General features: G+C 65.5%; 23 protein-coding genes and 1 pseudogene. 19 read left to right on the top strand and 5 right to left on the bottom strand.

Going from position 1 to position 25,600, the window contains the following annotated elements:
• The first annotated feature begins 4 nt into the window (after positions 1-4).
• The 14 genes from iolD (at position 5) to DAD99_RS04380 (ending at position 16,505) form a co-directional block, all read left to right on the top strand.
• On the top strand, positions 5-1,954 hold the full coding sequence (iolD, locus tag DAD99_RS04445; RefSeq protein ID WP_193340510.1) for a 3D-(3,5/4)-trihydroxycyclohexane-1,2-dione acylhydrolase (decyclizing): 1,950 nt from the start codon (positions 5-7) through the stop codon (positions 1,952-1,954).
• A gap of 34 nt (positions 1,955-1,988) precedes the next feature.
• Complete coding sequence (locus tag DAD99_RS04440) at positions 1,989-3,500, top strand: CoA-acylating methylmalonate-semialdehyde dehydrogenase (RefSeq protein WP_193340509.1); 1,512 nt, start codon at positions 1,989-1,991, stop codon at positions 3,498-3,500.
• 37 nt (positions 3,501-3,537) lie between these two features.
• The gene (locus DAD99_RS04435; protein ID WP_193340508.1) at positions 3,538-4,455 is read left to right on the top strand and encodes a sugar phosphate isomerase/epimerase; all 918 of its coding nucleotides are present in this window, start codon (positions 3,538-3,540) and stop codon (positions 4,453-4,455) included.
• A gap of 26 nt (positions 4,456-4,481) precedes the next feature.
• Positions 4,482-5,495, top strand: coding sequence for a Gfo/Idh/MocA family protein (locus DAD99_RS04430; protein WP_193340507.1), 1,014 nt, complete (start codon positions 4,482-4,484; stop codon positions 5,493-5,495).
• 113 nt (positions 5,496-5,608) lie between these two features.
• Positions 5,609-6,484: a sugar phosphate isomerase/epimerase gene (locus DAD99_RS04425; protein WP_193340506.1), complete on the top strand. Its 876-nt coding sequence runs from the start codon at positions 5,609-5,611 to the stop codon at positions 6,482-6,484.
• A complete protein-coding gene (locus DAD99_RS04420; protein WP_227007640.1) occupies positions 6,481-7,920 on the top strand; it encodes a sugar porter family MFS transporter in 1,440 nt (479 codons plus the stop codon). Before DAD99_RS04425 ends, DAD99_RS04420 begins: the two co-directional genes overlap by 4 nt.
• 339 nt (positions 7,921-8,259) lie before the next feature.
• A complete protein-coding gene (locus DAD99_RS04415; RefSeq protein WP_193340505.1) occupies positions 8,260-9,255 on the top strand; it encodes a substrate-binding domain-containing protein in 996 nt (331 codons plus the stop codon).
• Positions 9,256-9,322: 67 nt separating this feature from the next.
• On the top strand, positions 9,323-10,387 hold the full coding sequence (locus DAD99_RS04410) for an ABC transporter permease (protein WP_185262667.1): 1,065 nt from the start codon (positions 9,323-9,325) through the stop codon (positions 10,385-10,387).
• A gap of 14 nt (positions 10,388-10,401) precedes the next feature.
• Complete coding sequence (locus DAD99_RS04405) at positions 10,402-11,337, top strand: ATP-binding cassette domain-containing protein (protein WP_193340504.1); 936 nt, start codon at positions 10,402-10,404, stop codon at positions 11,335-11,337.
• Positions 11,338-11,445: 108 nt separating this feature from the next.
• The gene (locus DAD99_RS04400; protein WP_193340503.1) at positions 11,446-12,444 is read left to right on the top strand and encodes a Gfo/Idh/MocA family oxidoreductase; all 999 of its coding nucleotides are present in this window, start codon (positions 11,446-11,448) and stop codon (positions 12,442-12,444) included.
• Positions 12,441-13,502, top strand: a complete 1,062-nt coding sequence (locus DAD99_RS04395) for a Gfo/Idh/MocA family protein (RefSeq protein WP_193340502.1) — start codon at positions 12,441-12,443, stop codon at positions 13,500-13,502. The genes DAD99_RS04400 and DAD99_RS04395 overlap by 4 nt, the downstream gene beginning before the upstream one ends.
• 35 nt (positions 13,503-13,537) lie before the next feature.
• Positions 13,538-14,653 (top strand): Gfo/Idh/MocA family oxidoreductase, encoded by a 1,116-nt coding sequence (locus DAD99_RS04390; protein WP_185262671.1) that lies wholly within the window; start codon positions 13,538-13,540, stop codon positions 14,651-14,653.
• Entirely contained in the window at positions 14,653-15,459 is an 807-nt protein-coding gene (locus DAD99_RS04385; RefSeq protein ID WP_193340501.1) for a TIM barrel protein, read from the top strand. The genes DAD99_RS04390 and DAD99_RS04385 overlap by 1 nt, the downstream gene beginning before the upstream one ends.
• Positions 15,456-16,505, top strand: coding sequence for a Gfo/Idh/MocA family oxidoreductase (locus DAD99_RS04380; RefSeq protein WP_193340500.1), 1,050 nt, complete (start codon positions 15,456-15,458; stop codon positions 16,503-16,505). Before DAD99_RS04385 ends, DAD99_RS04380 begins: the two co-directional genes overlap by 4 nt.
• A gap of 72 nt (positions 16,506-16,577) precedes the next feature.
• On the opposite strand, the gene iolB is transcribed toward DAD99_RS04380, so the two are convergent.
• Positions 16,578-17,471 carry a 5-deoxy-glucuronate isomerase gene (iolB, locus tag DAD99_RS04375; RefSeq protein ID WP_193340499.1) on the bottom strand — a complete coding sequence of 298 codons (894 nt, stop codon included), beginning with the start codon at positions 17,469-17,471 and terminating at the stop codon, positions 16,578-16,580.
• 14 nt (positions 17,472-17,485) lie between these two features.
• A complete protein-coding gene (locus DAD99_RS04370) occupies positions 17,486-18,226 on the bottom strand; it encodes a GntR family transcriptional regulator (protein WP_193340498.1) in 741 nt (246 codons plus the stop codon).
• 184 nt (positions 18,227-18,410) lie between these two features.
• Between DAD99_RS04370 and DAD99_RS04365 the strand changes: the two genes are divergently transcribed.
• The gene (locus tag DAD99_RS04365; RefSeq protein ID WP_193340497.1) at positions 18,411-18,881 is read left to right on the top strand and encodes an SRPBCC family protein; all 471 of its coding nucleotides are present in this window, start codon (positions 18,411-18,413) and stop codon (positions 18,879-18,881) included.
• Between the two features lie 29 nt (positions 18,882-18,910).
• Positions 18,911-19,038: pseudogene (locus tag DAD99_RS04360) on the top strand (Rossmann fold nucleotide-binding protein); the annotation flags it as partial.
• Positions 19,039-19,047: 9 nt separating this feature from the next.
• Here DAD99_RS04360 and DAD99_RS04355 read toward each other — a convergent pair.
• Positions 19,048-20,187, bottom strand: a complete 1,140-nt coding sequence (locus DAD99_RS04355; protein ID WP_309233198.1) for a VIT1/CCC1 transporter family protein — start codon at positions 20,185-20,187, stop codon at positions 19,048-19,050.
• A 256-nt stretch (positions 20,188-20,443) separates the two neighbouring features.
• Here DAD99_RS04355 and DAD99_RS04350 point away from each other — a divergent pair, with 256 nt between their 5' ends.
• Complete coding sequence (locus DAD99_RS04350) at positions 20,444-20,647, top strand: hypothetical protein (protein WP_193340495.1); 204 nt, start codon at positions 20,444-20,446, stop codon at positions 20,645-20,647.
• 118 nt (positions 20,648-20,765) lie between these two features.
• Here DAD99_RS04350 and DAD99_RS04345 read toward each other — a convergent pair whose 3' ends face one another.
• A complete protein-coding gene (locus tag DAD99_RS04345; RefSeq protein WP_193340494.1) occupies positions 20,766-22,307 on the bottom strand; it encodes a sodium:solute symporter in 1,542 nt (513 codons plus the stop codon).
• A 292-nt stretch (positions 22,308-22,599) separates the two neighbouring features.
• Between DAD99_RS04345 and DAD99_RS04340 the strand changes: the two genes are divergently transcribed.
• A complete protein-coding gene (locus DAD99_RS04340; protein ID WP_193340493.1) occupies positions 22,600-23,175 on the top strand; it encodes a helix-turn-helix domain-containing protein in 576 nt (191 codons plus the stop codon).
• A 171-nt stretch (positions 23,176-23,346) separates the two neighbouring features.
• Here DAD99_RS04340 and DAD99_RS04335 read toward each other — a convergent pair whose 3' ends face one another.
• On the bottom strand, positions 23,347-24,198 hold the full coding sequence (locus tag DAD99_RS04335; RefSeq protein WP_193340492.1) for a type IV toxin-antitoxin system AbiEi family antitoxin domain-containing protein: 852 nt from the start codon (positions 24,196-24,198) through the stop codon (positions 23,347-23,349).
• Between the two features lie 316 nt (positions 24,199-24,514).
• On the opposite strand from DAD99_RS04335, the gene speB reads away from it, so the two are divergent.
• Positions 24,515-25,600, top strand: a complete 1,086-nt coding sequence (gene speB / locus DAD99_RS04330) for an agmatinase (RefSeq protein ID WP_193340536.1) — start codon at positions 24,515-24,517, stop codon at positions 25,598-25,600.

Below are 25,600 nucleotides of genomic sequence, written 5' to 3'. Positions count from 1 at the left end.
CCCAATGAGTACAGCAACACGCAGAATGACGGTCGCCCAGGCCGTCGTCGAGTACCTGTCCAAGCAGTACACGGTGGACCGCATCGGCACCGAGGACTATCGGGAGCGGCTGATTCCGGGGACGTTCGGCATCTTCGGCCACGGCAACGTTGCCGGCGTCGGCCAGGCTTTGAAACAGTACCAGCAGCTCGATCCGGCGATCATGCCGTACTACCAGGGCCGCAACGAGCAGGCCCAGGTGCACCAGGCCGTTGGCTACGCCCGGCATACCCGCCGCCGCCAGACCTTTGCCATCAGCACCTCGATCGGTCCGGGATCCTCGAACCTGCTCACCGGTGCGGCGCTGGCCACCACCAACCGCCTGCCGGTGCTGCTGTTGCCGAGTGACACCTTTGCCACCCGCGCCGCGGACCCCGTCCTGCAGCAGCTCGAGCAGCCGTACGCCTACGACATCACGGTCAACGACGCATTCCGGCCGCTGTCCAAGTTCTTTGACCGGGTCTCCCGCCCGGAGCAGCTGTTCCCGGCATTCCACCACGGCCTGCGCGTCCTGACGGATCCGGCCGAAACCGGTGCCGTCACCATCTCGCTGCCGCAGGACGTCCAGGCCGAAGCCTTTGACGTGCCTGAGGAGTTCCTGGCCGAACGCGAATGGCGCATCCGCCGCCCCGAAGCCGACGACGAGGACATCCGCCGCGCCGCCGAGGCCATCCGGGCCGCCAAACGCCCGCTGATCATCGCGGGCGGCGGCGTCCTCTACGCCTACGCCAATGAGGAACTCGCTGCATTTGCCGAGTTGACGGGCATCCCCGTGGGCAACACCCAGGCCGGCGTCGGCGTCCTGCCCTGGGACCACGAGTTCTCGCTCGGCGCCATCGGCTCCACGGGTACGACGGCGGCAAACGCCATCGCCGCCGAGGCGGACCTGATCATCGGCATCGGTACGCGCTACGAGGACTTCACCACTGCCTCGCGGACCGCGTTCCAGAACCCCGACGTAAAGTTCATCAACATCAACGTCGCCGCGATCGATGCGTACAAGCACGGCACTTCGCTGCCGATCGTCGCGGATGCCCGCAAGGCACTGGTCAAGCTGAACCAGGCCCTGGGCGGCTACCGCGCCGGCGCGGACCTCGCAGCGACGATCGCCGCGGAGAAGAAGCGCTGGGACGCCACGGTGGACGAAGCCTTCGACACCCGCTTCACCCCGCTGCCGGCCCAGAACGAGATCATCGGCGCCACGTCCCGGGCCATGGACGCGGCGGACGTCGTCATCTGCGCTGCAGGCTCCCTGCCCGGTGACCTGCACAAGATGTGGCGCGTCCGGGACCCGTTCGGCTACCACGTGGAATACGCGTACTCCTGCATGGGCTACGAAATCCCGGGCGGACTCGGCGTCAAGCGCGCCGCGCTCGCAGAAGCCGCGCGCGGCGGCACGGACCGGGACGTTGTGGTCATGGTGGGGGACGGCTCCTACCTGATGATGCACACCGAACTGGTCACCGCCGTCGCCGAACGCATCAAGCTGATCGTGGTCCTCATCCAGAACCACGGCTACGCCTCCATCGGCTCGCTGTCCGAGTCCCTCGGTTCGCAGCGTTTCGGCACCCAGTACCGGGCGCTGAACGAGGAGCAGCACAGCTTCGACGAAGGCGAAACCCTCCCCGTGGACCTGGCCCTGAACGCCGAAAGCCTCGGCGTGAAGGTGATCCGGATCGAACCGGGGGAGAAGGTCATCGCCGAACTCGAGCAGGCAATCAGGGACGCCAAGGCCGCGCCTGAACGCGGCGGGCCCATCCTGATCCACGTTGAATCCGACCCCCTGCTGGACGCTCCGAGCTCCGAATCATGGTGGGACGTTCCCGTCTCCCAGGTTTCCGAGCTCGACTCCACAAAACAGGCCTTCAAGACCTACACCGGCCACAAGAACCGCCAGCGCAAACTGCTCGGCTAGAACTCCCCCTACAGACCGAAGGAAGTCCAACACCATGTCAACGACGACCGTCACCACCACCATCAACCACTTCATCAACGGGGCCGAAACCGCCGGCGTTGGTACCCGCACCCAGCCCGTCTACAACCCCGCCACCGGCGCCGTCTCGGCGGAGCTGCGGCTGGCCAACCGTGCGGACCTGGACAACACCGTCGCCGCCGCCCGCGCCGCCGCCGACACCTGGGGCGACATCTCCCTGGCCAAGCGCACCAATGTGCTGTTCAGGTTCCGTGAACTCGTCGCGGCACACGTCGACGATCTCGCCGAACTGATCACCGCCGAGCACGGCAAGGTCCTCTCCGACGCCAAGGGCGAGATCGGCCGCGGCCTCGAAGTCATCGAGTTCGCCTGCGGCATCCCCACCCTCCTCAAGGGCGACTACTCGGACCAGGTCTCCACCGGCATCGACGTCTTCTCCTTCCGCGAGCCGCTCGGCGTGGTCGCCGGGATCACCCCGTTCAACTTCCCCGTGATGGTGCCGCTGTGGATGGCCCCGATGGCCATCGCCGCCGGCAATGCCTTCATCCTCAAGCCCTCCGAGCGTGATCCGTCCGCGTCAATGCTGTTGGCCAAGCTGTGGAAGCAGGCCGGCCTGCCCGACGGCGTGTTCCAGGTCCTGCACGGCGACAAGGAAACCGTGGAGGGGCTCCTGACCCACCCGGACGTGGACGGCATCTCGTTCGTCGGCTCCACTCCGATCGCCCAGTACGTCCACGAGACCGCCACCAAGCACGGCAAGCGCGTCCAGGCCCTGGGCGGGGCGAAGAACCACGCGATCATCATGCCCGATGCCGACCTGGACAACGCGGCGGACCACCTCGCCGCCGCCGCCTTCGGCTCCGCCGGCGAACGCTGCATGGCCATCTCCGTGGCCGTCGCCGTCGGGGACGCCGCGGACCTGATCGTCAAGAAGGTCGAAGAGCGCGCCCTCGCCGTCAAGGTCAACAACGGCACCGCGCCCGACGCCGAAATGGGCCCCGTGATCACGCCCGCCTCCAAGGAACGGATCGTGAAGATCGTCACCGAGGCCGAAGCCGCCGGCGCGGCCATGGTGGTGGACGGCCGCGACCTGGTTGTCCCCGGCCACGAGGAAGGCTTCTGGGTAGGCCCCACGGTCATCGACCACGTCAAGACCGAAATGACCGCCTACACCGAAGAAATCTTCGGACCCGTCCTGGTGGTGGTCCGCGTCGAGGACCTGGACGCAGGCATCGCCCTGATCAATGCCAACCCCTACGGCAACGGCACCGCGATCTTCACCTCCTCCGGTGCCAACGCCCGCAAGTTCCAGCGTTCGGTGACCGTGGGCATGATCGGCATCAACGTGCCGCTGCCCGTGCCGGTGGCCTACCACTCCTTCGGCGGCTGGAAGGCCTCGCTGTTCGGTGACAAGCACATCTATGGCCCCGAGGGCGTCTCCTTCTACACCCGCGGCAAGGTTGTGACCTCGCGCTGGCCGGAGCCCACCCACGCCTCGGGCGCCTCGTACAACTTCCCCTCCAACTAACCGCTGCTGCCCGGACAACAAGAAAGACGACGCCGTCATGACTGAAATAGAGAACAAGCTGATCATCGGCACCGCGCCTGACTCCTGGGGTGTCTGGTTCGCGGATGATCCGCAACAAACCCCGTGGGAACGGTTCCTCGACGAAGTGGCCGAATCCGGCTACAAGTGGATTGAACTTGGCCCCTACGGCTACCTTCCGTCCGACCCCGCACGGCTCGCCGAGGAGCTCAAGCAGCGCGACCTGAAGGTCACCGCCGGCACCGTGTTTACCGCTTTCCACCGCGGCGGGACAGAGTACGACGCCGCGTGGGAACCCGCCCGAAAGGTCGCCGAACTTACCGCTGCGATGGGCGGAAAAAACATCGTTGTCATCCCGGCGATGTGGCGCGACGATGTCACTGGCGAGGCGGTCGAAAGCGGCGAACTCAACGACCGTCAGTGGGAGGATCTCTTTGCCGGGCACAACCGAATGGGAAAGACCCTGCTCGAAGAGTTCGGCCTGAAGCAGCAGTTCCATTCCCACGCCGATTCTCATGTCGGCGCGCAGCAGGACATCGAGACCCTCCTCGCCGCGACCGACCCGGAGTACCTGAACCTGTGCCTGGATACCGGTCACGCGGAATACTGCGGGGCCTCCAGCTTGGAACTGATCAAGAATTATCCGGACCGGATTGGCTACCTGCACCTGAAGCAGATCAACCCGGAGATTCTGAAGAAGGTCAACGAGGAAAACATGACCTGGGCCGCCGCGAACCTGGCGGGCGTTATGACCGAGCCGCCGAACGGGCTGCCGGACCTCCGCGCCGTGATTGAAGCCCTCGAGGCGCTGAACCGGCCCATTTTCGGCATTGTGGAGCAGGATATGTACCCCGTATCCTTCGACGTGCCGATGCCAATCGCTAAGCGCACCCGTAACTACCTGCTCTCCTGCGGCTCCCGCACGGCCGTCAACTAAAGCTCACTGAATCAAAGGACAGAATCATGACTGACATTCTTCGCGTCGCTGTGATCGGCGCCGGCCGGATGGGCGCAGACCACATCCAGCGGCTCAACACCCGCATCCACGGCGCCGAAGTTGCCGCCGTCGTGGACGTCGACCTCGCCCGCGCCCAAGCGGCCATCGAAGGCATCCCGGGTGCAGTGGCCCTGGCCGACGCCGAAGAGGCCCTCAACAACGGGGACGTCAACGCCGTGCTGATCGCCACGCCGGGTTTCCTGCATGAGGACATCCTGCTGAAGGCCCTCGCCAAGGACATTCCGATCCTTTGCGAAAAGCCGCTCACCCCTGATGTCGAATCGGCCTGGAAGATCGTTCAGGCAGAGGAAAAGCTCGGCCATAAGCGCATCCAGGTGGGCTTCATGCGCCGCTTCGACGCCGAATACGCGGCCCTGGGCCGGCTTATCCATGGCCACGACCTCGGCGAACTGCTGATGCTCCACCACCAGCACCGCAACCCCACCACCCCGCCGGGCTTCACCAACGAAATGCTGATCAACGACTCCGTGGTCCACGAATTCGACGCGATCCGGTTCTTCACCGGTGAGGAAATCACCTCCGTCCAGGTCCGGCTCGGCAAGGCCACCCGGAACGCCCCGGCCGGCCAGCACGACCCCCAGCACGTGTTGCTCGAGACCGAGACGGGGGTCCTGGCCGACGTGGAGATCTTCGTCAACGCCAAGTTCGGCTACGAGGTGGCCACCCAGGCCTCCTTCGAGGATGGGATCGTGAGCATCGGCGGCGACAAGGGCCCGTACACCCGCAGCGCCGGTCACTGGGGCGGCAACGTAACCCCCGGCTTCGAAGAGCGTTTCGGCGCGGCGTACGACGTCGAAATCCAGTCCTGGGTGGACGCGGCACTCCGTGGCGAAATCGGCGGACCTACCGCCTGGGACGGCTACGCCACCGCCGCCTGCTGCGAAGCCGGCGTCGAGGCCCAGAAGTCGGGCGACAAGGTCACGGTCCAGCTGAACACCAAGCCGGACCTCTACAGCTAACAGCCCCGCCCGCTCCCGTAGTTTTTGTCCAGATAATGCGGCTTTGTGATACTTCTCGGCGCATTATCTGGACAAAAACTCTAGATCAATGACGCATTTACCAAGGAGTGACCATGAAAATCGCCCTGGATCCCACCCCGTTCCACCACAGCCACAGCCTGCTGGAATTTCCGCACGTGGCCGCCGATCTCGGTTACAAGTACCTGCAGCTGACCCCGCACGCGGACATGATCCCGTTCTACAACCACCCCAAAGCAGACGACGAGCTCGTGGCCCAGATGAACAAGGCATGCAAGGACGCCGGCGTCGAAATCGCGTCCATCCTGCCGGTTCTGCGCTGGTCCGGCCCGGACGAGGACGCCCGCGAGGCGGCGGTCCGCTACTGGAAGCGCGCCATCCAAATTGCCGTGGACCTGGGCGTCAGCACCATGAACACCGAATTCAGCGGCCGCCCTGAAAAGGCCGAAGAGTCCGAGCGCGCCTTCTACCGCTCCATGGAAGAGCTGCTGCCGATCATCGAGCGTGAAGGCCTGGACATCCTGATCGATCCGCACCCGGACGACTTCGTCGAAGACGGCCTGGCCGCCATCCGCGTCATCCGCGGCATCAACTCGCCCAACATCGGGATGGTCTACGTCGCCTCGCACTCGTTCCACATGGGCAACAAGCCCTTGGAGATCATGCGGGCCGCCGGGGACAGGCTGCGCCTGGTCCACGTCTCGGACACCATGGACCACCACGCCTCCCACGGCCTGCGCTACATCACCAACCCGCCCGGAAATGCCGTGCGTGTGCACCAGCACCTGAAGATCGGCGACGGCGACGTCAACTGGGACGAGTTCTTCGGCGGGCTCAAGGAAATCGGCTTCCTGGATAAGGACAACACCGTTATGGTGTCCAGCGTCTTCGCCGAAGATGACAACGCAAAGGACGTGTCGCGCTACCAACTGGCGACGATGAAGGAGCATATCCAGAAGGCGAGCGTATGACGGCGCCGGGGGCCTCACCGGCCGTGGTCCGGAAACCGACCGTCAATCACAAACGCGCACTGCGGACGGTCACCATTATTTCGACATTCGGGGGCCTGCTGTTCGGCTACGATACCGGTGTCATCAACGGGGCGCTGCCCTACATGCAGGAAGATCTGGGGCTGACGCCTCTGACCGAAGGCTTGGTGACGTCCTCGCTCCTGTTCGGTGCCGCCTTTGGTGCACTGTTCGGCGGCCGCCTCGCAGACCGCAACGGGCGCCGGAAGATGATCATGGTCCTGGCCATCATCTTCCTGATCGGAACGCTGGCTTGCACGTTCGCGCCAAGCACCGGGTTCATGATTGCAGCACGCTTCGTGTTGGGTCTGGCCGTGGGCGGTGCGTCCGTGACTGTCCCTGTCTACCTGGCTGAAGTTTCACCCAGCGCACTGCGCGGGCGCATCGTCACGCAGAACGAGTTGATGATCGTCACCGGGCAGTTGCTGGCCTTCATCTTCAACGCGTATCTCGGCAACACCTTTGGTGAGGCCGGTGGAATCTGGCGGTGGATGCTTGTCATCGCCACCTTGCCCGCGATCGCGCTGTGGGTCGGGATGAACTTCATGCCGGAAAGCCCCCGCTGGCTGGCCTCCATGGGAAGTTTCGGCGAAACCCTCAGCGTGCTGCAGCGAATTCGGTCCCAGACGGAGGCCCGTGCCGAGTTCGAAGAAGTCAAAGCGATGGCCGTTGAGGACTACAAGTCCAAGATGGGTTCCTGGCAGGACCTCGGAATTCCCTGGCTCCGCCGGATTTTCGTTGTCGGCATCGGGTTGGCTGTCATCCAACAGATCACGGGCGTCAACTCGATCATGTACTACGGAACCCAGATTTTGGCCGATTCCGGTTTTGGCCGGGAGGCCGCATTGACCGCCAACATCGCCAACGGCGTTATTTCCGTGCTGGCAACTTTCGTGGGGATCTGGCTGCTTGGCAAGGTGGGCCGCCGAAAGATGCTTATCACCGGCCAGATCGGTACAACGGCCGCCCTGCTGCTGATCGGCTTCTTCTCGCTGGTCCTGCCCGAAGGTATAGGCCGCGGCTTCGTGATTCTGGCTTTGACCGTCACCTTCCTGGCCTTCCAGCAGGGTGCCATTTCGCCGGTCACCTGGCTCATGTTGTCCGAAATCTTCCCGCTGAAGATCCGTGGTCTCGGGATGGGAGCCTCGGCATTCATATTGTGGATCGTGAACTTCCTGGTGGGCTTCGGCTTCCCGCAGCTACTCGCCGCTATCGGCCTGTCCAGCACATTCTTCGTGTTCGCGGTGCTGGGGGTGGGCGCCATCGCGTTTGCTGCCAAGTACGTCCCGGAGACCAAGGATAAGAGTTTGGAAGACGTGGAGCACTACTTCAAGCACGTTGCCGGCACTAAAGCCCTGGCTGGCAGCCCGGCCCCCTGACCTGCCCTGCTGGCGCAGAAGCCCCTTTGAGCCGCTCGAAGGGGCTTCTGCGTGCCCGGCGTCAGGCGCGGGCGTGCAGCCGGGGAAAGGCGCCCCTGAGGGGCCAGTCCGGGCACCCTCATCCCTGACGTGGCACTCTCCAGCGGCGGGCGCGGCGGAGCCAGCTTGGTCGAAGCCGACGCCGAGATTTACAGTCACCCACTGGTTGTTTTACGTAAAAACATCCTAATGTCAGGACAAACTATTGACTTATGTGAATTGAGTCACCATGATCGTTGTAGAAGGCCGACTGACTGGCGCAGCGAAGCGCCGAGGGGCCCGGATCAAAGGAGATAACTCGTGACGAAGTTTTCGTGGCGTAAGGCGGCCCTCGTGGCCTCTGTGGTGCCCATGCTGGCCCTGAGCGCGTGTTCAAGCAGTGGCGGCAAGGCTCCCGAGGCCGCCGGGGGCGGCGCCGCAGGCCAGGCTGTGTCCACGCCGAAGCTGAAGATCGCATTGATCACGCACGCGGCCCCGGGGGATACCTTCTGGGACATCGTGCGCAAGGGAGCCGAGGAGGCCTCGGCGAAGGACAACGTGGAGCTGCTTTACACGTCCGATCCTGAGGGCGGCCGGCAAGCCCAGCTGATCGAGCAGGCCATCAACCAGAACGTCGACGGCATAGCAGTGACCCTGGCCAAGCCCGATGCGCTTAAGGGCGCCCTGCAGAAGGCCACGGAAGCCGGCATCCCCGTAGTCAGCCTCAATGCCGGCGAATCGGTTTCGGCACAGCTCGGTGCCTTCACGCACTTCGGCTCGAATGAAAAGCTGGCCGGTGCAGCTGTTGGCGACAAGCTCCAGAGCGAGGGTTTGTCCCACCCCATCTGCGTCATTCAGGAACAGGGCCACGTTGGCCTTGAAGCCCGGTGCGCCGGCGTCAAGGACAAGCTGCCCGCAACGGAAATCCTCTATGTCGCCGGCACCGACATGACCCAGGTGTCCTCGACCGTGACCGCCAAGCTGCAGGCCACCGCGGACGCTGACTCGATCGTCGGCCTGGGCGCCCCCTTCACACTCACCATCCTGAAGGCCGTCAACTCGGCCGGCAGCAAGGCCAAGGTGGCCTCCTTCGACATGAACGCCGAGCTTGCCCAGAAGATCGCCGACGGCGAGATCCTCTTCACCGTGGATCAGCAGCCGTGGCTGCAGGGGTACGGGGCGATTGATGCGATCTGGCAGAACAAGCGTGGCGGGTTCGAGATCGGCGGCGGCCAGCCGGTACTGACCGGCCCGTCCATCGTCGGCAAGGCCGCAGCGGCTGACGCACTCAAATTCGCCAAAGAAGGCATCCGCTAAGGATCCTTTGAGCCGGGTTCCGGGCCCTTGCGGGGCCCGGAACCCGGCCCGGAGTAGGAGAAGCACCATGACCCAGACCATTTCCAAGACACCGCCGTCGAAGACACCGCCGCCGGTCACTGATGAACGTGTCGGCAAACGCAATCCGCTACAGAAGCTCCTGGGCCGCCCGGAAGTCGGCGCCCTGGTCGGGGCGATCGTGCTGTTCGTGTTTTTCGCCTCGGTCTCCCAGACCTTCATCCAGCCCAACGCGTTCGCGACCGTGCTCTACGGCAGCTCCACGATCGGGATCATGGCCGTCGGGGTATCGCTGTTGATGATCGGCGGGGAATTCGATCTCTCCACCGGTGTCGCGGTGATCTCGTCCGCGCTGACCGCATCAATGTTTTCCTGGTACTTCGCCACGAACGTCTGGGTCGGCGTGGCCCTGGCACTGGTGGTGTCCCTGGCGATCGGGCTGATCAACGGCCTGATCCTGATGAAGACCAAACTCCCGTCCTTCATCGTGACCCTGGCTTCGTTCCTGATGCTGACCGGCCTGAACCTGGGCCTGACCCGGCTGATCGGCGGATCCGTGTCATCGCCGTCGATCTCGGACATGGACGGCTTCGCGTCCGCGAAGGCCGTATTCGCCTCCTCCGTCCCGATCGGGGACGTGGACGTGAAAATCACCGTGTTCATCTGGATCGGCCTGGTTGCGGTCGCGTCCTGGATCCTGCTGAGGACCAAGGTCGGGAACTGGATCTTCGCCGTCGGCGGCGACGCGAACGCCGCCCGTGCCGTCGGCGTCCCGGTCAACAAAACCAAAATCGGTTTGTTCATGGCTGTCGGGTTCTGCGGCTGGATCCTGGGCATGCATAACCTCTTCGCGTTCGACTCCGTCCAGTCCGGGGAAGGCATCGGCAACGAATTCCTCTACATCATCGCCGCGGTCATCGGTGGCTGCCTCCTGACCGGCGGCTACGGCTCCGCGGTGGGCGGCGCGATCGGCGCGTTCATCTTCGGCATGGCCAACAAGGGCATCGTCTACGCCCAGTGGAACCCGGACTGGTTCAAGTTCTTCCTGGGCCTGATGCTGCTGCTGGCCACCATCGTCAACCTCATCGTCAAACGCCGCGCGGAACTCAAGTAAAGGGGCCCGGGAAAATGAATGCCAAAGAAATCGACCAGCAAACGCTGCTCCAGAACGAAAAAGATCCCCTCACCCACACCCCCGTCCACCTGCTCTCCCTCGAGGCAGTAGGCAAGCATTACGGCAACATCATCGCCCTGAGCGATGTCACCATGGCCGTGGACAACGGCCGCGTCACCTGCGTGCTGGGCGACAACGGCGCCGGCAAGTCCACCCTGATCAAGATCATCGCCGGCCTGCACCAGCACGACGCCGGGATCCTGAACATCATGGGCGAGGAACGGAAATTCACGTCCCCCCGTGACGCCCTCGACGCCGGCATCGCCACGGTCTACCAAGACCTCGCCGTGGTGCCGCTGATGCCGATCTGGCGGAACTTCTTCCTCGGCTCCGAGCTGACCAGCGGCTTTGGCCCGTTCAAGAGCCTGGACGTCGAAAAGATGAAAGCCATCACGCTCAAGGAACTCGCCGAGATGGGCATCGACCTCCGCGACGTGGAGCAGCCCATCGGCCAGCTCTCCGGCGGCGAACGCCAGTGCGTCGCGATCGCCCGCGCCGTGTACTTCGGCGCCAAGGTCCTGATCCTGGACGAGCCCACGGCAGCACTCGGCGTCAAACAGTCCGGCGTGGTCCTGCGCTACATCCTGCAGGCCCGCGACCGCGGCCTCGGAGTCATCTTCATCACCCACAACCCGCACCACGCCTTCCCCGTCGGGGACCGCTTCCTGCTGCTCAAACGCGGCAAGTCGATCGGCTACTACGACAAGAAAGACATCACCCTCGACGAACTCACCGCCCAGATGGCCGGCGGCGCCGAACTCGCCGAACTCGCCCACGAACTCGAACAACTCGGCGGCCACAGCGACATCGTCAAAGAAGTCCAGGCGGAGGTCGCGGACGTGGCCGACGTCGCAGATGCCGTCCAGGCAGGCTCCCCAAGACACACCTAACAGGCGCCGGCCGAAGGGGCCCTCCGGCGGACTGCCGGCGGGGCCCTGACTTGCCATGGGCAGCCATCAAATGACGTGCAGAATCACGATGGACAGGAAAGGACCAACATGCCGATCCGGGTAGGCGTCATCGGCGCCGGAATCATGGGCGCCGACCACATCAGGAATCTCTCCACCACTATCGGCGGCGCTGAAGTCACTTATGTGGCAGATATCGACGCCGGCCGTGCCGCGGCCGCTGCGCCACTGGCCGCCCGCATCACCACCGATCCCTCCGAGCTGATCAATTCAAGCGAGGTGGACGCCGTCGTGGTGGCCTCGCACGACTCCACGCACGCCGGGCTGGTGCTGGAATGCTTCGAGGCGATGACCCCGGTGTTGTGCGAAAAGCCAATGGCACCCACACTCCTGGAAAGCCTTGAGGTGGTAGCGGCGGACGCCGATATTGTGGCCGCCACCGGCGCATCGCTGCTCTCACTGGGCTTTATGCGGCGCTTCGACCCCGGCTACGTGGCCCTGCGCCAGTCCGTGCAGGACCGGGTCCAAGGTGAGCCCCTGATGGTCCACTGCACCAGCCGCAACGCTGCTGCGGGCCCCGGCACCACCTCGGAATCGGCCATCACCAATTCGGCGATCCACGAGCTGGACATTATTCCCTGGCTGCTGGACTCTCCCATCACTGAAGTGTCATGGCAGGCCGGGCGGAGCTCACGCCATGCCGACGGCGGCCTGCAGGACCCGGCCTTTATGATGCTCCGCACAGCCGACGGCACGGTGACCACCCTGGAGTTGTTCCTGAACGCCCAGTACGGCTACACCACGAGTTGCGAGGTTGTCTCGGAACGGGGCACCACCGGCCTGAAGAATTCCGTACTGCTGGGGGTCCAGCAGGCGGGTCTCAGTCAGACGGCGATACCCGCAGACTGGCGCCCGCGGTTTGCCGACGCGTACCGGCTGCAGTTGCAAGCGTGGATCTCAGCATTGGCCCAGGGGGAACAACCACCCTTGGCCGGGGCGCAGGATGGCCTCAACGCCTCGCTCGTTGCCCAAGCCATGATCCAGTCCCTGCACAGCGACAGCGCCTACACGAAAGTGAGCTACTCATGAGCATCTCTGCCCTGCCGGTTTCCCGCGTGCCCGGTTCCCGGGATGCACCGGTGCTGCGCTGGGGGATCATGGGACCAGGCTGGATCGCCGAACGCTTCACGGAATCCGTCCAGGCACACACGGACCAGGTGATTGTTGCGGTCGGGTCCCGTTCGCTCAGCCGGTCCAAGGCATTCGCGGATGCTTTCGACGTGCCAGCCGCCTACGGTAGCTATGCGGAATTGGCCGCCGCCCCGGACGTCGACATCGTCTACGTCTGCACGCCACACAACTTCCACCACCAGGCCGCGGTGCTCGCCCTCGACGCCGGCAAACACGTTTTGGTCGAGAAACCGATCGGCCTCAACGCGGCGCAGGCCCGGGACATCGCCCAGCGCGCCGAGGCCGCCAGTGTGTTCGCCGCCGAGGCCATGTGGAGTTTCTTCCTGCCCAAGTTCGACGTGATCCGGCAGATCCTCGACGCCGGGACCCTGGGCACCGTCACCACGATTTTTGCCGAATACGGCGAACACTTCGACCGCAGCCACAGGATCTTCGATCCCGCGCTGGCGGGCGGCCCGCTGCTGGACCTCGGCACGTACCCGATGGCCCTCGTCACCGAGGTCCTGGGCCTGCCGGAACAGCTGCGTGCCATGGGCCAGCCTCACGAATCCGGGGTCAACGCCCAGCTGTCCGCCATCATGCAGTTCGCCGGCGGCGCGCAGGCCGTGGTGAACACGCACGTGCACAACTTCACGCCCACGTCCGCCACGATAGTCGGTTCCGAAGCCACGCTGACTATCGACGGGCCCTTCAACATGCCCGGTGGCTTCGAAGTCCGTTTCCCGGACGGGCCCCGGCTGCGCCATGAGGAACCGGCCGGCGGCCACTTCGAGGGACTGCACTACGAAGCCGCTGCCGTGGCCCGTGCCGTGGCCGCCGGGCAGACGCAGGCGTGGCAGCGGACCCTGGCAGCGTCCATCCGAACCTTGGACGTTGCCGACGAAATCCGCCGCCAGCTGGGCGTGGTGTTCCCAGGCGAAGAGACGTTGGCGGACGCGGAAACCGCCCGGCTCTGATTCATATTTGTTCTGACCACCGAAAGGACAGGCCCATGGCCTACATCGAACAGCACTCCGGCGGACTCCCCGCACCCGTAAAAGTCGGGCTCATCGGCTCCGGCTGGATGGGGGCGTTCCATGCCGAAAGCATCGCCCGCCGGGTCCCAGGCGCTATCCTCGCTGCCATCGCTGACCCCAATGTGGAATCCGCGCAGACCCTTGCCCAATCACTGGGCACAGCCAAGGTCACTGCCGACGCCGCGGACATCCTGGCCGATCCGGAAATCGACGCCGTGGTCATCGCCAGCCCGGCCCGCTTCCACGCCGCCCTGATCACCCAGGCTGCCGCCGCGGGGAAGCACGTCTTCTGCGAGAAGCCTGCGGGCCAGAGCCTGGAAGAACTCGATGCCGCGCTTGCCGCCGTTGAAAAATCCGGGGTGCATTTCCAGATCGGCTTCAACCGACGCTATGCGGATGACTTCCAGGCCGCCAAGAAAGACCTTGCGGCCGGCATCGCCGGGCAGCCGCAGCTCCTGCGCTCGCTGACCCGCGATCCGGGCAACGGCAGCATCCCGAACGCGGCCAGGGTCCCCGCGTGGACGGTCTTCCTGGAAACCCTGATTCACGACTTCGACACCCTGAACTGGTTCAACGAAGGCGCCGAGCCGGTGGAGGTCTATGCCGTGGCCGACGCCCTCGTGGAACCGGCGCTGCGCGATCAGGGCTTCCTGGACACCGCGGTGGTGACCATCCGCTACAGCAACGGCGCCATCGCCGTGGCGGAAGCAAACTTCAGTGCCCTCTATGGCTACGACATCCGCGGAGAGGTCTTCGGTTCCAAGGGCATGGTCCAGGCCGGCCGTGCCACCGGGACGGCGGCCCGGCGTTACACGGCGGAGGGACTGTCCGCGGAAACCCCGCGCCTCAACGTGGAACTCTTCCGGCAGGCCTACACGGACGAACTCGCCGATTTCGCCGCCACGGTTCGGGCGCAGCGTGATGGCACACCGCCGCCGTCGGGCGCTTTCACCCTCACTCCCGGGGCCGCAGACGCCCGCCGTGCGCTGGCCATGGCGCTGGCGTGCATCGAATCGGTCAAACAGGGCGGTCCGGTGGCTGTGGCTGCTGCCCCCTTGGCGCGGCGTGACGTCGCTCAGGCGGGCGTCTGATGCGGCTGGCCGTCTGTGCAGAAATGGTCTTCACGGACCTGCCGTTTGTGGAACGGGTGCAGCGGCTCCACGACGCCGGGTTCGACGTCGAGATGTGGGACTCCAGGGGCAAGGACCTGGCCGCGCTCAAGGCCACCGGCGCGGTGTTCTCCTCCATGACCGGGTACACCTCCGGCAGCCTCGTGGACCCCGGCACGGCCGACGACGTAGTGCGGACGGCCGAGTCGCTGATTCCCACAGCCCTGGAGCTTGGCGTCAGCCGCATGGTGGTGCACGCAGCTGAGCTCATCAATGGCCAGGCGGCCCGCCCCCGCTACCGGTCCACCGGCCGCATGTGGAGCACCGGCGCGCGGACGCTGGAGCGACTCGGCAACTTGGGGGCGAAGTATGGGGTGACGTTCTGCCTGGAGAACCTCAACACGATCCTGGACCACCCCGGCATCCCGCTCGCCCGGGCCAAGGACACCCTGGCGCTCGTGGAAGCGGCCGGTCACCCCAACGTGAAGCTCATGCTGGACCTCTACCACGCACAGCTGGGGGAGGGGAACCTCATCGAGCTTGTGCGGACCGCGCTGCCGCACATCGGCGAAGTCCAGGTGGCGGACGTACCGGGCCGCTGCGAACCCGGAACCGGGGAGATCAACTACCCGGCCGTGGCCAAGGCGCTCGCGGACGCAGGCTACGAGGGGACGGTGGGTATGGAAGCCTGGGCCAGCGGCGGCGACGACGAGGCAGCCCTTGCGGCCTTCCGGACGGCGTTCACCGTGCCGGCTACTACAACGTTTTCAACGGAAGGAACACTATGAAGGACGTCATTCTCGGTCTGGTCGGAGTGGGGCGCATCGGCGTCATGCACGCGAACAACATCGCCGCGCTCAACGGAGTTCTCAACCCCGAGGGCATCAATGTCAGGCTCCTGCTCACCGACGTTGCCCAGGATCACGCCAGGGGGATTGCGGCCGGCCTCGGTGCCGGCTTCGTGCCCTCGGTGGCGGAACTCATCGCCGCCGGCGTGGACGGGCTGGTCATCGCCACGGGAACCGGAACCCACCCAGAGCTGATCAAGGCGGGGGTGGACGCCGGAATCCCGGTCTTCTGCGAAAAACCTGTGGCCATGAACGTGGCGGCTGCCCTGCCGGTGCTGGACTATGTCCGAGACAACAACGGCGTGGTGCAGATAGGCCACCAGCGCCGCTTTGACCACGGCTACCTGGAGGCCAAGCGGGCCTACCAAGCGGGCGAACTGGGGTGGATCCATTCCCTGCGCGCCGTCACCTGCGACATGGCGCCGCCGCCCGTGGAGTTCCTCGCCAGCTCCGGCGGACTGTTCCGCGACTGCTCCGTCCACGACTTCGACATCCTGCGCTGGCTGACCGGCCGCGAGATTGTGGAGGTCTATGCGAAGGGCTCCAACAACGGCGACCCGGCCATCGGCGCCGTGGGCGACGTGGATACGGCGCTGGCGCTGGTCACGTTCGACGACGGGACAGTCGGCACCGTCTCAGCCACCCGCTACAACGGCGCCGGCCACGACGTCCGCCTGGAAATCCAGGGCTCAAGCCGTTCGCTGATGGTTGGGCTCGATGAGCAAACGGCCATGGCGTCGGCCGAAGCCGGGATCGCGTTCCCCGCCGGGGAACCCCACCGGACCTTCGCCGAACGCTTCGACCAGGCGTACCGATCCGAGATGGCCGCGTTCGTCGAGCTGATCCTGGGCCGGCGCGGGAACCCCTGCACCCCGGAAGACGCTGTGGCCGCTTCCCGCGTGGCTGACGCCGCCCAGGAATCACTGGCCACCGGCGTCCCGGTCAAGGTGGTGCTGGCCCCGGCCAAAGCTGGCCAGGTGCGCTAACGGCTGCCATGCAGAATGCCCCTCCGGAATCCGTTCCGGAGGGGCATTCTCTTGATCACCAGAGCTTAATCTCTACCCGCCGAACGGCAGCCGGGGATCGATGTCCTGGCCATCCCAGCTATGGCGGACCCAGCCGTGGTGCGGGTCGTCGCTGATAAGCCATTTACGGACGGGGCCGGGGCCGGCCATCACGTTCAGGTAATACAGGTCATAGCCCGGGGCCGCCATGGCAGGGCCATGCCAACCGTAGGGAACCAGCACAACGTCGCCCGTGCGGACCTCGGCCGCGACGTCGATGGGACGCTCATCCGAGGCGTACACGCGCTGGTAGCCGATGGCATCGGCGTCGGCGGGCGCCCCGGAACCGGCCGCCACCTGCGTCTCGAAGTAGTAAATCTCCTCGAGGTTCGTTTCGCCGTCCTTTTCCTCATCGTGCTTGTGCGGAGGGTAGGAGGACCAGTTTCCGGCGGGGGTGAGGACTTCACACACGATGAAACGGTCAGCCTCGAGGGCCGCAGGCGTGCCGAAGTTATGGACCTGGCGGGAGCAGTTGCCGGCGCCGCGCAGTTCCACAGGCGTTTCCGCCGCCGTGACCAGGCGGGTCGGATAGGAGGCCTTTGCCGGTGCCGTGGCGACCGCCACCCGTCCGCCGTCGGACGAGCTGACGGTGACGGCACGGGCCGTGCCCGAATACAGCACGTCGCTGGGGCCGTGGAACACGGACGTCCGCCCCTTCAGGACATACTCGTCACCGTCCACGGAAACGGTGAAGGAGCCGTTGAGTGGAACCACTATGCGCTCCTCGTCCGCTGCCGGGAGAACGACGGCGGCACCTGCCGTTAAGGTGGCCACCTTCAGGCCCGTATGGGCCCAGCCGTCCACGGCCATGGTTGAATCGGAGGTTCCGAGCGAGATGTCCCAAGCGCCGTCGGCGGCGCTGCCCAGGGGGTAGACCCAGTTAGTCATTGATATTCCTTGCGCTATCGCTGTACGAGTGTCATTTCAAAGCTGTACGAATCCGCCTTGTACACGTGGTGTCCGGTTTCCACGCGGCGGCCGGCGTCGTCCGTTGCGGTGCGCTCCATGGTGACCAGGGCGGAACTGACCTCGGCCTCCAGCAGCCGGGCCTGGTAGTCGTTGGCGATCATGGCGCCGATTCGTTGCGAGGCCAGGCGGAAGTTGACTCCGCCGCGGCGGAGAATCGCGTAGAGGCCCTCAGAGGCGAGCGTGGCTTCGTCCATGGTGACGATGTCGTCCCGGACCCAGTTTTCCATCAGGGCCAGGGGCTTGCCGCCCACTTTCCGCAGGCGGGTGAAGTGGTACACCTTGGAGCCGGCAGGCAGTTCGAGGGTGGCGAGCGTCGCCGCGTCGGCCTCCATGTGGGAGAAAGTCAGCACCTGCGTGGTGGGCTTCTTGCCGTTGTTGGAGAGATCATCAAACAGGCTGGAGAGCTCCAGGGGGCGGCGGACCTGGCTGGAGACCACTTGGGTGCCCACGCCGCGCTTGCGGACCAGCAGCCCCGAGCGGACCAGTTCGTCCATGGCTTTGCGCATGGTGGGCCGGGACAGGTTCAGCTGGGCCGCGAGATCGATTTCGTTCTCCAGCCGGCTGCCGGGTTCCAGGATTCCGCTATGGATGGCGTTCTCGATGCCCTGGACCACTTGGTGGTACAGGGGCACGGGCGAGGAACGGTCGATGATGAGACCAAGTTGATTCGCCACTAAATACTCCTTGTTCCATGCCGGACGCTGGTGCCCGCCCGGGGTTCGGGCGGACATCCATGTCCTAGTATGTTCGCTTGATAGGACATACTGCCTTAGTTGATAATATCAGGGGAATTTAGGCGGTCAAGGCTGCCGCCGGCGGGCGTGCCTCCTTTCGTGCCCGTGGTCCTAGGCTGGGGGGATGAACAACCGATACCTTGTCTCCCGCGAACGTTTCATCGCCGCTCCGCCCCAGGTGATCTTTGAAGTCCTGGCCACGCCCGCGCTGCACAGTGCGATCGACGGTTCCGGCACGGTGAAGGGCGCCCAGCCGCGCGGCCCGGAACGGCTGGGCCTCGGCGCCCGGTTCGGTATGGAAATGAACATGGCCGTGGACTACAAGATCCTGAACACGGTCTCCGAGTTCGAGGAGGGCCGGCGCATCGCCTGGCGCCATTTCTACGGCCATGTCTGGCGCTACATCCTCGAACCGGCCGCCGGCGCGGACGGTGCTGCCGGCACGCGCGTCACCGAACAATGGGACGCCAGGGAGGTCCGCGGCAAGGTCTTCCTCCGGGTGGCAGGTTACTTGCGCCGCCACCCCGTCAGCATTGAAAAGACCCTGGCCCGGTTGGACGACCACGTCACCGGCGCGGCCGGAGCGGAACGCTAGGTCCCGGCGTGAACCCCTCCGGTGGCCTGGTCCCCGGCTTCCGCCCCGCGGTGTCCGCGTGGGCACGCGAGGCGGCCGCCGTCGTCGAACGTTTCCGGGCGGCACGCCGTCGCTGGGCATCCCAGGCGCCCGCGCTGCCGGGCGGCCAGCCAATTTCCGGCAGTGCCTAGCCCACCGCGGTGCCGAATGCCAGCCCCAGCACATAGGTTACGGAAGCGGCGCCCAGGCCGATGCCCAACTGGCGCAGCCCGCGCGTCAGTGGCGACGTCCCGGACAGCAGGCCCACGATTCCGCCGGTGGCCAGCAACGCCAGCCCCACCAGCACCGTAGCCACTACCAGGGCGGCCACCCCGGTCAGGCCGAACAGGAACGGCAGGATAGGGGCCACGGCGCCGGACGCGAAGAAGCAGAAACTGGACATTGCCGCCCCCCACGCAGTGCCCACGGCCTCGTGCTGGTCTTCCAACCCCGGCAATTCGGGTTGCAGCGACAGGCTGGGATCGCAGTCGCAGCCCAGCAGGCCCATGCGTTCGGCCACGCGGTGTTCGGCCGCTTCGTGGGTCATCCCGCGCGCCAGGTAGACGAGCATCAGTTCGTTGTGTTCGATGTCCAGTTTCGGGGCGGCGGCGAGGGTGATCTGGGTGGGACGCGTGGCGGCCAGGAGCTCGCGCTGGGACCGGACGGAGACAAACTCGCCCGCGGCCATGGACATGGCGCCCGCGAGGAGCCCGGCCACACCGCTGAGCAGCACCACACCGCTTCCCACTCCGGAAGCGGCCATGCCCACCACGAGTGAGAGGTTGCTGACCAGGCCATCGTTGGCGCCAAAGACGGCGGCGCGGAAGGTCCCGGCGAGACGGTTGCGGCCGCGGGTTGCCAGGCCGCGGACCACTTCCTCATGGATCTGCTCATCCGCTGCCATGGCGTCCGTGGCGTTGGGATCCAAGGCATAGGGGGAGCGGCCTTCAGCGCGCTGAGCGAGGGCCAGGACAAAAACGGAGCCGAAGTGGCGGGCCAGGAAACCCAGGAACTGGCTGCGGAGCGATGCCGGCCGGGACTTTTGGGCGTGGTCGCCGAGGAGCCGCAGCCAGTGGGCCTCATGCCGTCCTTCGGCTTCGGCGAGGGCCAGCAGGATGGCACGCTCTTCGCCGTCGCGGTTCTGGGCGAGGTCGCGGTAGACGGCGGCCTCTGCCCGTTCGTCCGCCAGGTACTGGCGCCACCGGCGGAGGTCTGCCGGCGTGGGCTGCGGCGCAGATGGATTGGATTCCGCGGGCGCTGCTTGGTGCGGATTGTGGTGCTGAGACACGCAAGGCTCCTGTGCTGGATGGGGAAGGTTCGGCCCCATTGCACCGCCCAGCTTACCGCGGAATGACGCGGGTTTTCGGCTGGCTGACCTCACTGCGGAGTTTAGGTTTCCCTCAAAATATGCAGGTCCACCGGGTGTTCCCGGCCGGGTTCCGGCGGCTCTTGACCGGGCCCACCGGCGGTGCTGTGATGAAGGAGTGGCGTCCGCCCGCGCCCACTCACGAAGCACGTCAAGGCGAACAAACGGAGGTCGAATCATGAGCACCACCGGACAGTACCCGGACATGCCGCACCTGGAATCCGTTGAAGCGGATCCCGCCTATGACTACGCCGAGGACGTCCCCATCATCGTGGACGACTGGGACGCCGAAGAAGTGGTGGTTCCTACGCCTCCGGTAGCAGTTGACGCCGAGGAGCGCGTGGTCCCACTCGATGAGGAGGAGTTCCGCGGAACGGAATGAAACGAACGACGGCGGCACTCCGGTTCGCCGGGGAAGCGAAGGGGAGTGCCGCCGTCGTACTCTGCGTTGGTTGAGCCTTTAGCTCCGTTATCTCCGGTGATCGAGCCTGTCGAGATCCTTAGTGGGCCGGGTGGCTGGCCATCGGGTGGGCTTCCATGGGCAGTTCCTCGGTGACAGCTCCTGCGACCCGCTTCTCCCAAGCCTCGCGGACCTCGAGGTCCGTGGGAGGCGTGAGCAGCGAGATCACAATGTAGGAAACCAGCGACGCGCCCAGGCCCCAGTAGATGGGATCGTTGGCGTAGACACCGTCTTCGCTGGGAATGATTCCCGTGGCGTACGCGATCAGCAGTGCCAGGGTCAGCACCGAGCCGACGGCCATGGACCAGGCCGCTGCGATGCCGGTACCGCGCTGCCAGACCAGGCCGCCGAGGATGGCCACCAGCAGGCCGCCCACCAGGATGTCGTAGGCGATGGTGAGTGCCACCACGACGTCCTGCGCGGCCATGGAGATCAGAACGGCCACGACTCCCAGGCCCAGGACCCAGTAACGGTTGGCACGGACGTCGTGCTCGGGGTTTTCGGTGTCGTCGGTGTTGATCGTCTTACCGAACCAGCTGGCCACGAACGGCACCACGTCGGCGCGGGCAACCGTGGCGGCCGCGATCAGGGCGCCGGAGGCGGTGGACATCATGGCTGCGACTGCGGCGGCCATGACCAGGCCACCGATGCCGATCGGCAGGATCTGGGTGGCGACCTCGGCGTAGACAACGTCCTTGCCAAGGTTGGCGACGTCGATGTCGGGCAGGGCCACGCGGGCGGCCAGGCCGATCAGGGCGCCGGCGACGCCGTACAGGATGCAGTAGACGCCTGCGGTGGCGCCGCCCCAGCGGGCCACGGTGGGGGTCTTGGCGGTGAAGACGCGCTGCCAGATGTCCTGGCCGATGAGCAAGCCCAGGGTATAGACCACGAAGTAGGTGATGATGGTCTGAATCCCGATGCCGTCGAGCTGGAAGAAGCTGGAGTCAACGCGGGCACGGATCCCGTCGAAGCCGCCTGCTGCGTTGAGCGTGAACGGCAGCATCAGGGCGAAGATGCCGACGGTCTTGATGATGAACTGCACCTGGTCGGCCAGGGTGATGGACCACATGCCGCCGATGGTGGAGTAGACCAGGACGATGGCGCCGCCGACGGCGATGGCGAGCCAGCGCTCCCAGTCGAACAGGACCACAAAGATGGTGGCGTAGGCGCCGGTGGAGGTGGCGCAGAGCATCAGGGTGTAGGCCAGCATTACGATGCCGGAGGTCTGGGTGGCGCGTTGGCCGTAGCGCAGGCTGAGCATCTGGGAGACCGTGTAGATCTTCAGCCGCTGGATGGTGCCGGCGAAGAGCAGGCTCAGGAGGAGCACACCCGAGCCGATGGCCACCACGAGCCACATGCCGGAAATGCCGAATTTGTATCCCAGGCCGACGCCGCCGACGGTGGAGGCGCCGCCCAGGACCACGGCGGCCATGGTTCCGGTGTAGAGCAGCGGGCCGAGGCGGCGGCCGGCCACCAGGAAGTCGCTGTTGTTCTTGGTGCGGGATTTGCCCCACCAGCCGAAGGCCAGCATGGCGATGAGATACACCACCACGATGGCGATGTTGACGAAGTTGGCGTCCATTTGGGGCTCCTTGGAGCTGATCTGCAGCTTGGCTGGTATCCCGGCGGCGCTGCTGGGGACGCCGGTTTTCCGCTGCTCCTGTTGAGTGGGGAGGAAGAGTTCCTCAAATATTGCCTCAGAGACAACACTTGTTGCCCAAAAGCGTATGCTGTGACCGACGCAACAGTCAAGGTCGGCCCCATCATCTGCTGTTCGATTCCGCGCGTGCGCCGTTCGCGGCGTCCCGAAGGCGGTTGGCCACTAGGATTGCTCCAGAGATGGGGCCGCACCGCCGGCCATGAAAGGTCCGCACATGAAGGCACTGCCAGTTGAGCCGAGCAACGTTCCCGTTGCCATCGGTTCCCGAATCCGTGCCGCCCGGCAGTCCCAGCGGCTGACCATCGAGCAGGTTGCCGACGCTACAGGCCTGACCAAGGGCTTCCTGAGCCGCGTGGAACGTGACCTCACGTCGCCGTCGGTCGCGTCCCTGGTGACCCTGTGCCAGGTCCTGTCCATCTCCATCGGCGATTTGTTCGTCGCCCCGGAAACACACCTGACCAAGCGGAACGACGGCCCCCGGATCTCCCTTGGTGGCGAAGGCATCGTAGAGCGGCTCCTGACGGCCCGGTCCGAACGGCGCATCCAGATCATCCAGGCTGTCATCGAGCCGCATGGCCGCGGGGAGACCGAGCTCTACGCCGTGGACTGCGACGTTGACGTGCTCCACGTGATCAAGGGAAGCCTCCGGCTGATCATGACCAACGAGGAATACGAGCTCAGCACCGGCGACACCGTGACTTTCCCCGGCCGCGAGCCGCATACGTGGGTCAATCCCACCGACGAGGCGGTCGAGGTTCTCTGGGTCCTGGTCCCCGCTGCCAGCCGGTAGGCGGTTCTTCGGGCCAGCCAGCGTTGCGCGTTCCTGCCCAGTTTGTGCCCGGCTTCCTCCTGGCCTCGGGCCGGCATCCCCAGTCATGGCCCGGACTGGCGCGGATTGGGTGCTGCCTCTGGCTTGCTCAGGCAGCCCTGCAGTGAAGCAACTGGGCGGGAGCGTACGGCGTCATGGCGCCGATGCCTTCGGCGATGCCTTCGCCGATGCCTTCCTGGCGGCGAGGACGGCCCTGATTTCCGCCAGAACCTGCTCCGGATTGAACCAGATGACCTCCGGCGGGTAGCGCAGAACCGCATAGCCACGCACGGTCGAAGCGTTGTTGCGCGCCAGGTCTTGCCGCAGGGCTTTCCTGGTCGAGTGGAACGCGAAGCCGTCTACTTCCACGATCAGGAAACCCTCGATGAGGAAATCGACGCGCCCGATTCCCGGAATTTGAACCTGTGCATCAAACGCGATGCCGTTGACGCGGAACAGGTGTTGGGCGTCGACTTCCACGATGGATTCGGCGCGCAGGTCCAGCTCACGCAGCGCCGCCAGCACAGGACGGGATCGATCTCCTCCGAGCTGGTCCTTCAAAAGCTCGAGGGGTACCCCATGCAAGCGGATGGCCGAAGTGGCGATTGCCGTTGACGCCGGGGCGGGCAGGCATCCGATGGCATGCAGCACCACATCTTCAACCGCGGCGAGGGGCAGCGCGGGGTGTGGATCGAAGCGGACTGTCCGGTGCCGGATGAAGCCCATGCTGTGGCCATGGTTGCACGCCAGGTGGTGCTCGGCTGGCGGCTCCCGCAGCCACAGCCCGTAGTGTTCGGCTGCGCTGGCACAGGTGAGCCGCGCGTTGTGCCGGATGGCCGCAACGAATTCGGCGCGGGCATCTGGCCGCACAAAAATGCCGCGTCGGGGCTGGGTGACACCGCGGTCCGCCAAGCGTGCAATGTCCGTCCGGGAGTATCCGGCTCTGAGCAGCTGAGCGGTTCGGGCAACCCCGCCGGCCTGTTTGAGGTGTTCGAAGATGTCCATGGGGCCATTTCAGGCCGCCGGGACTGGATCTGGAAGACGGAACAAGCCGTATGTGGGTTACCCGCTTCGCCTGCGCTCGATGTTTCGGCCCAGTTGCTCGGGCCCGGGCGGATTGCGAGCCGCGCAGATCCCCATGATTCCGCGGTAAGGTGCGGCAGTTGGCGGACGGCCCAACGATAGCCCCGCGGCAACTGGGCGGGAGTGATCCGCGAGACCCCGGCTCAAAGAGTTTTGTAAACAACTGATGCGCATAAGAAAACTTCAGGCTATGATGGCTGTCACACACGCCGATCAATCCTCGAAGGAGAGGCTCATTTTGAAAGAGCTGCGCATCGAAGCCAACGGCAACCTTGGCCCCATCGATTCATCCCGTATCCCGCGCTATGCCGGCGCTGCAACGTACGCCCGACTGCCGCGCCTGGACCAGGTGGCCAAGGCCGACGTGACGGTGGTGGGCGTGCCCTTCGACTCCGGCGTGTCCTACCGCCCGGGTGCCCGTTTCGGCTCCAACCACATCCGCGAGGCCAGCCGCCTGCTCCGCCCGTACAACCCCGCCTGGGACGTCAGTCCGTTCGAAAACATCCAGGTGGCCGACGCCGGCGACATGGCGGTCAACCCGTTCAACATCAACGAAGCTATCGAAACCATCCAGCAGAACGCCCTGGACCTCACCGCGGCCGGCAGCAAGCTGGTGACGCTCGGCGGGGACCACACCATCGCCCTGCCGCTGCTCCGCGCGGCTGCCGAGCGCGCCGGCGGCCCCATCGCCATGCTGCACTTTGACGCGCACCTTGACACCTGGGACACCTACTTCGGCGCCGAGTACACCCACGGCACCCCGTTCCGCCGGGCCGTTGAAGAAGGCATCCTGGACACGGAAGCCATCAGCCACATCGGCACCCGCGGCCCGCTCTACGGCAAAAAGGATCTCGACGACGACCACCGCTTCGGGTTCGGCATCGTCACGTCCGCTGACGTCTACTACCAGGGCGTCCTGGAGACCGTGGCCAAGGTCCGCGACCGGATCGGCAACCGCCCGCTCTACATCTCCGTGGACATCGACGTCCTGGACCCCGCGCATGCGCCCGGTACCGGGACCCCGGAGGCCGGCGGCATCACCAGCCGCGAACTCCTGGAGATCATCCGCGGCTTCCGCGGCATGAACCTGGTGGGCGCCGACGTCGTCGAGGTTGCTCCCGCCTACGACCACGCCGAAATCACCGGCGTGGCGGCCAGCCATGTGGCCTATGAACTGATCACCCTGATGGCGGACAATGCTGTTGAAGGTGACCGGTTCGGGACCGCCAACGGCTACGCCGCCCAGGCTCTCGGCCAAGAATCCCGCCAACCTGCCGGTTTCGCCGCCGCAGCCGCCGCCGCAGCCGCTGCCGCTAAGGAGTAG

The sequence above is a fragment of the Pseudarthrobacter sp. AB1 genome, assembly GCF_014926485.1.
Classification (GTDB): domain Bacteria; phylum Actinomycetota; class Actinomycetes; order Actinomycetales; family Micrococcaceae; genus Arthrobacter.
This window is presented reverse-complemented; position numbering and strand designations above follow the sequence as displayed.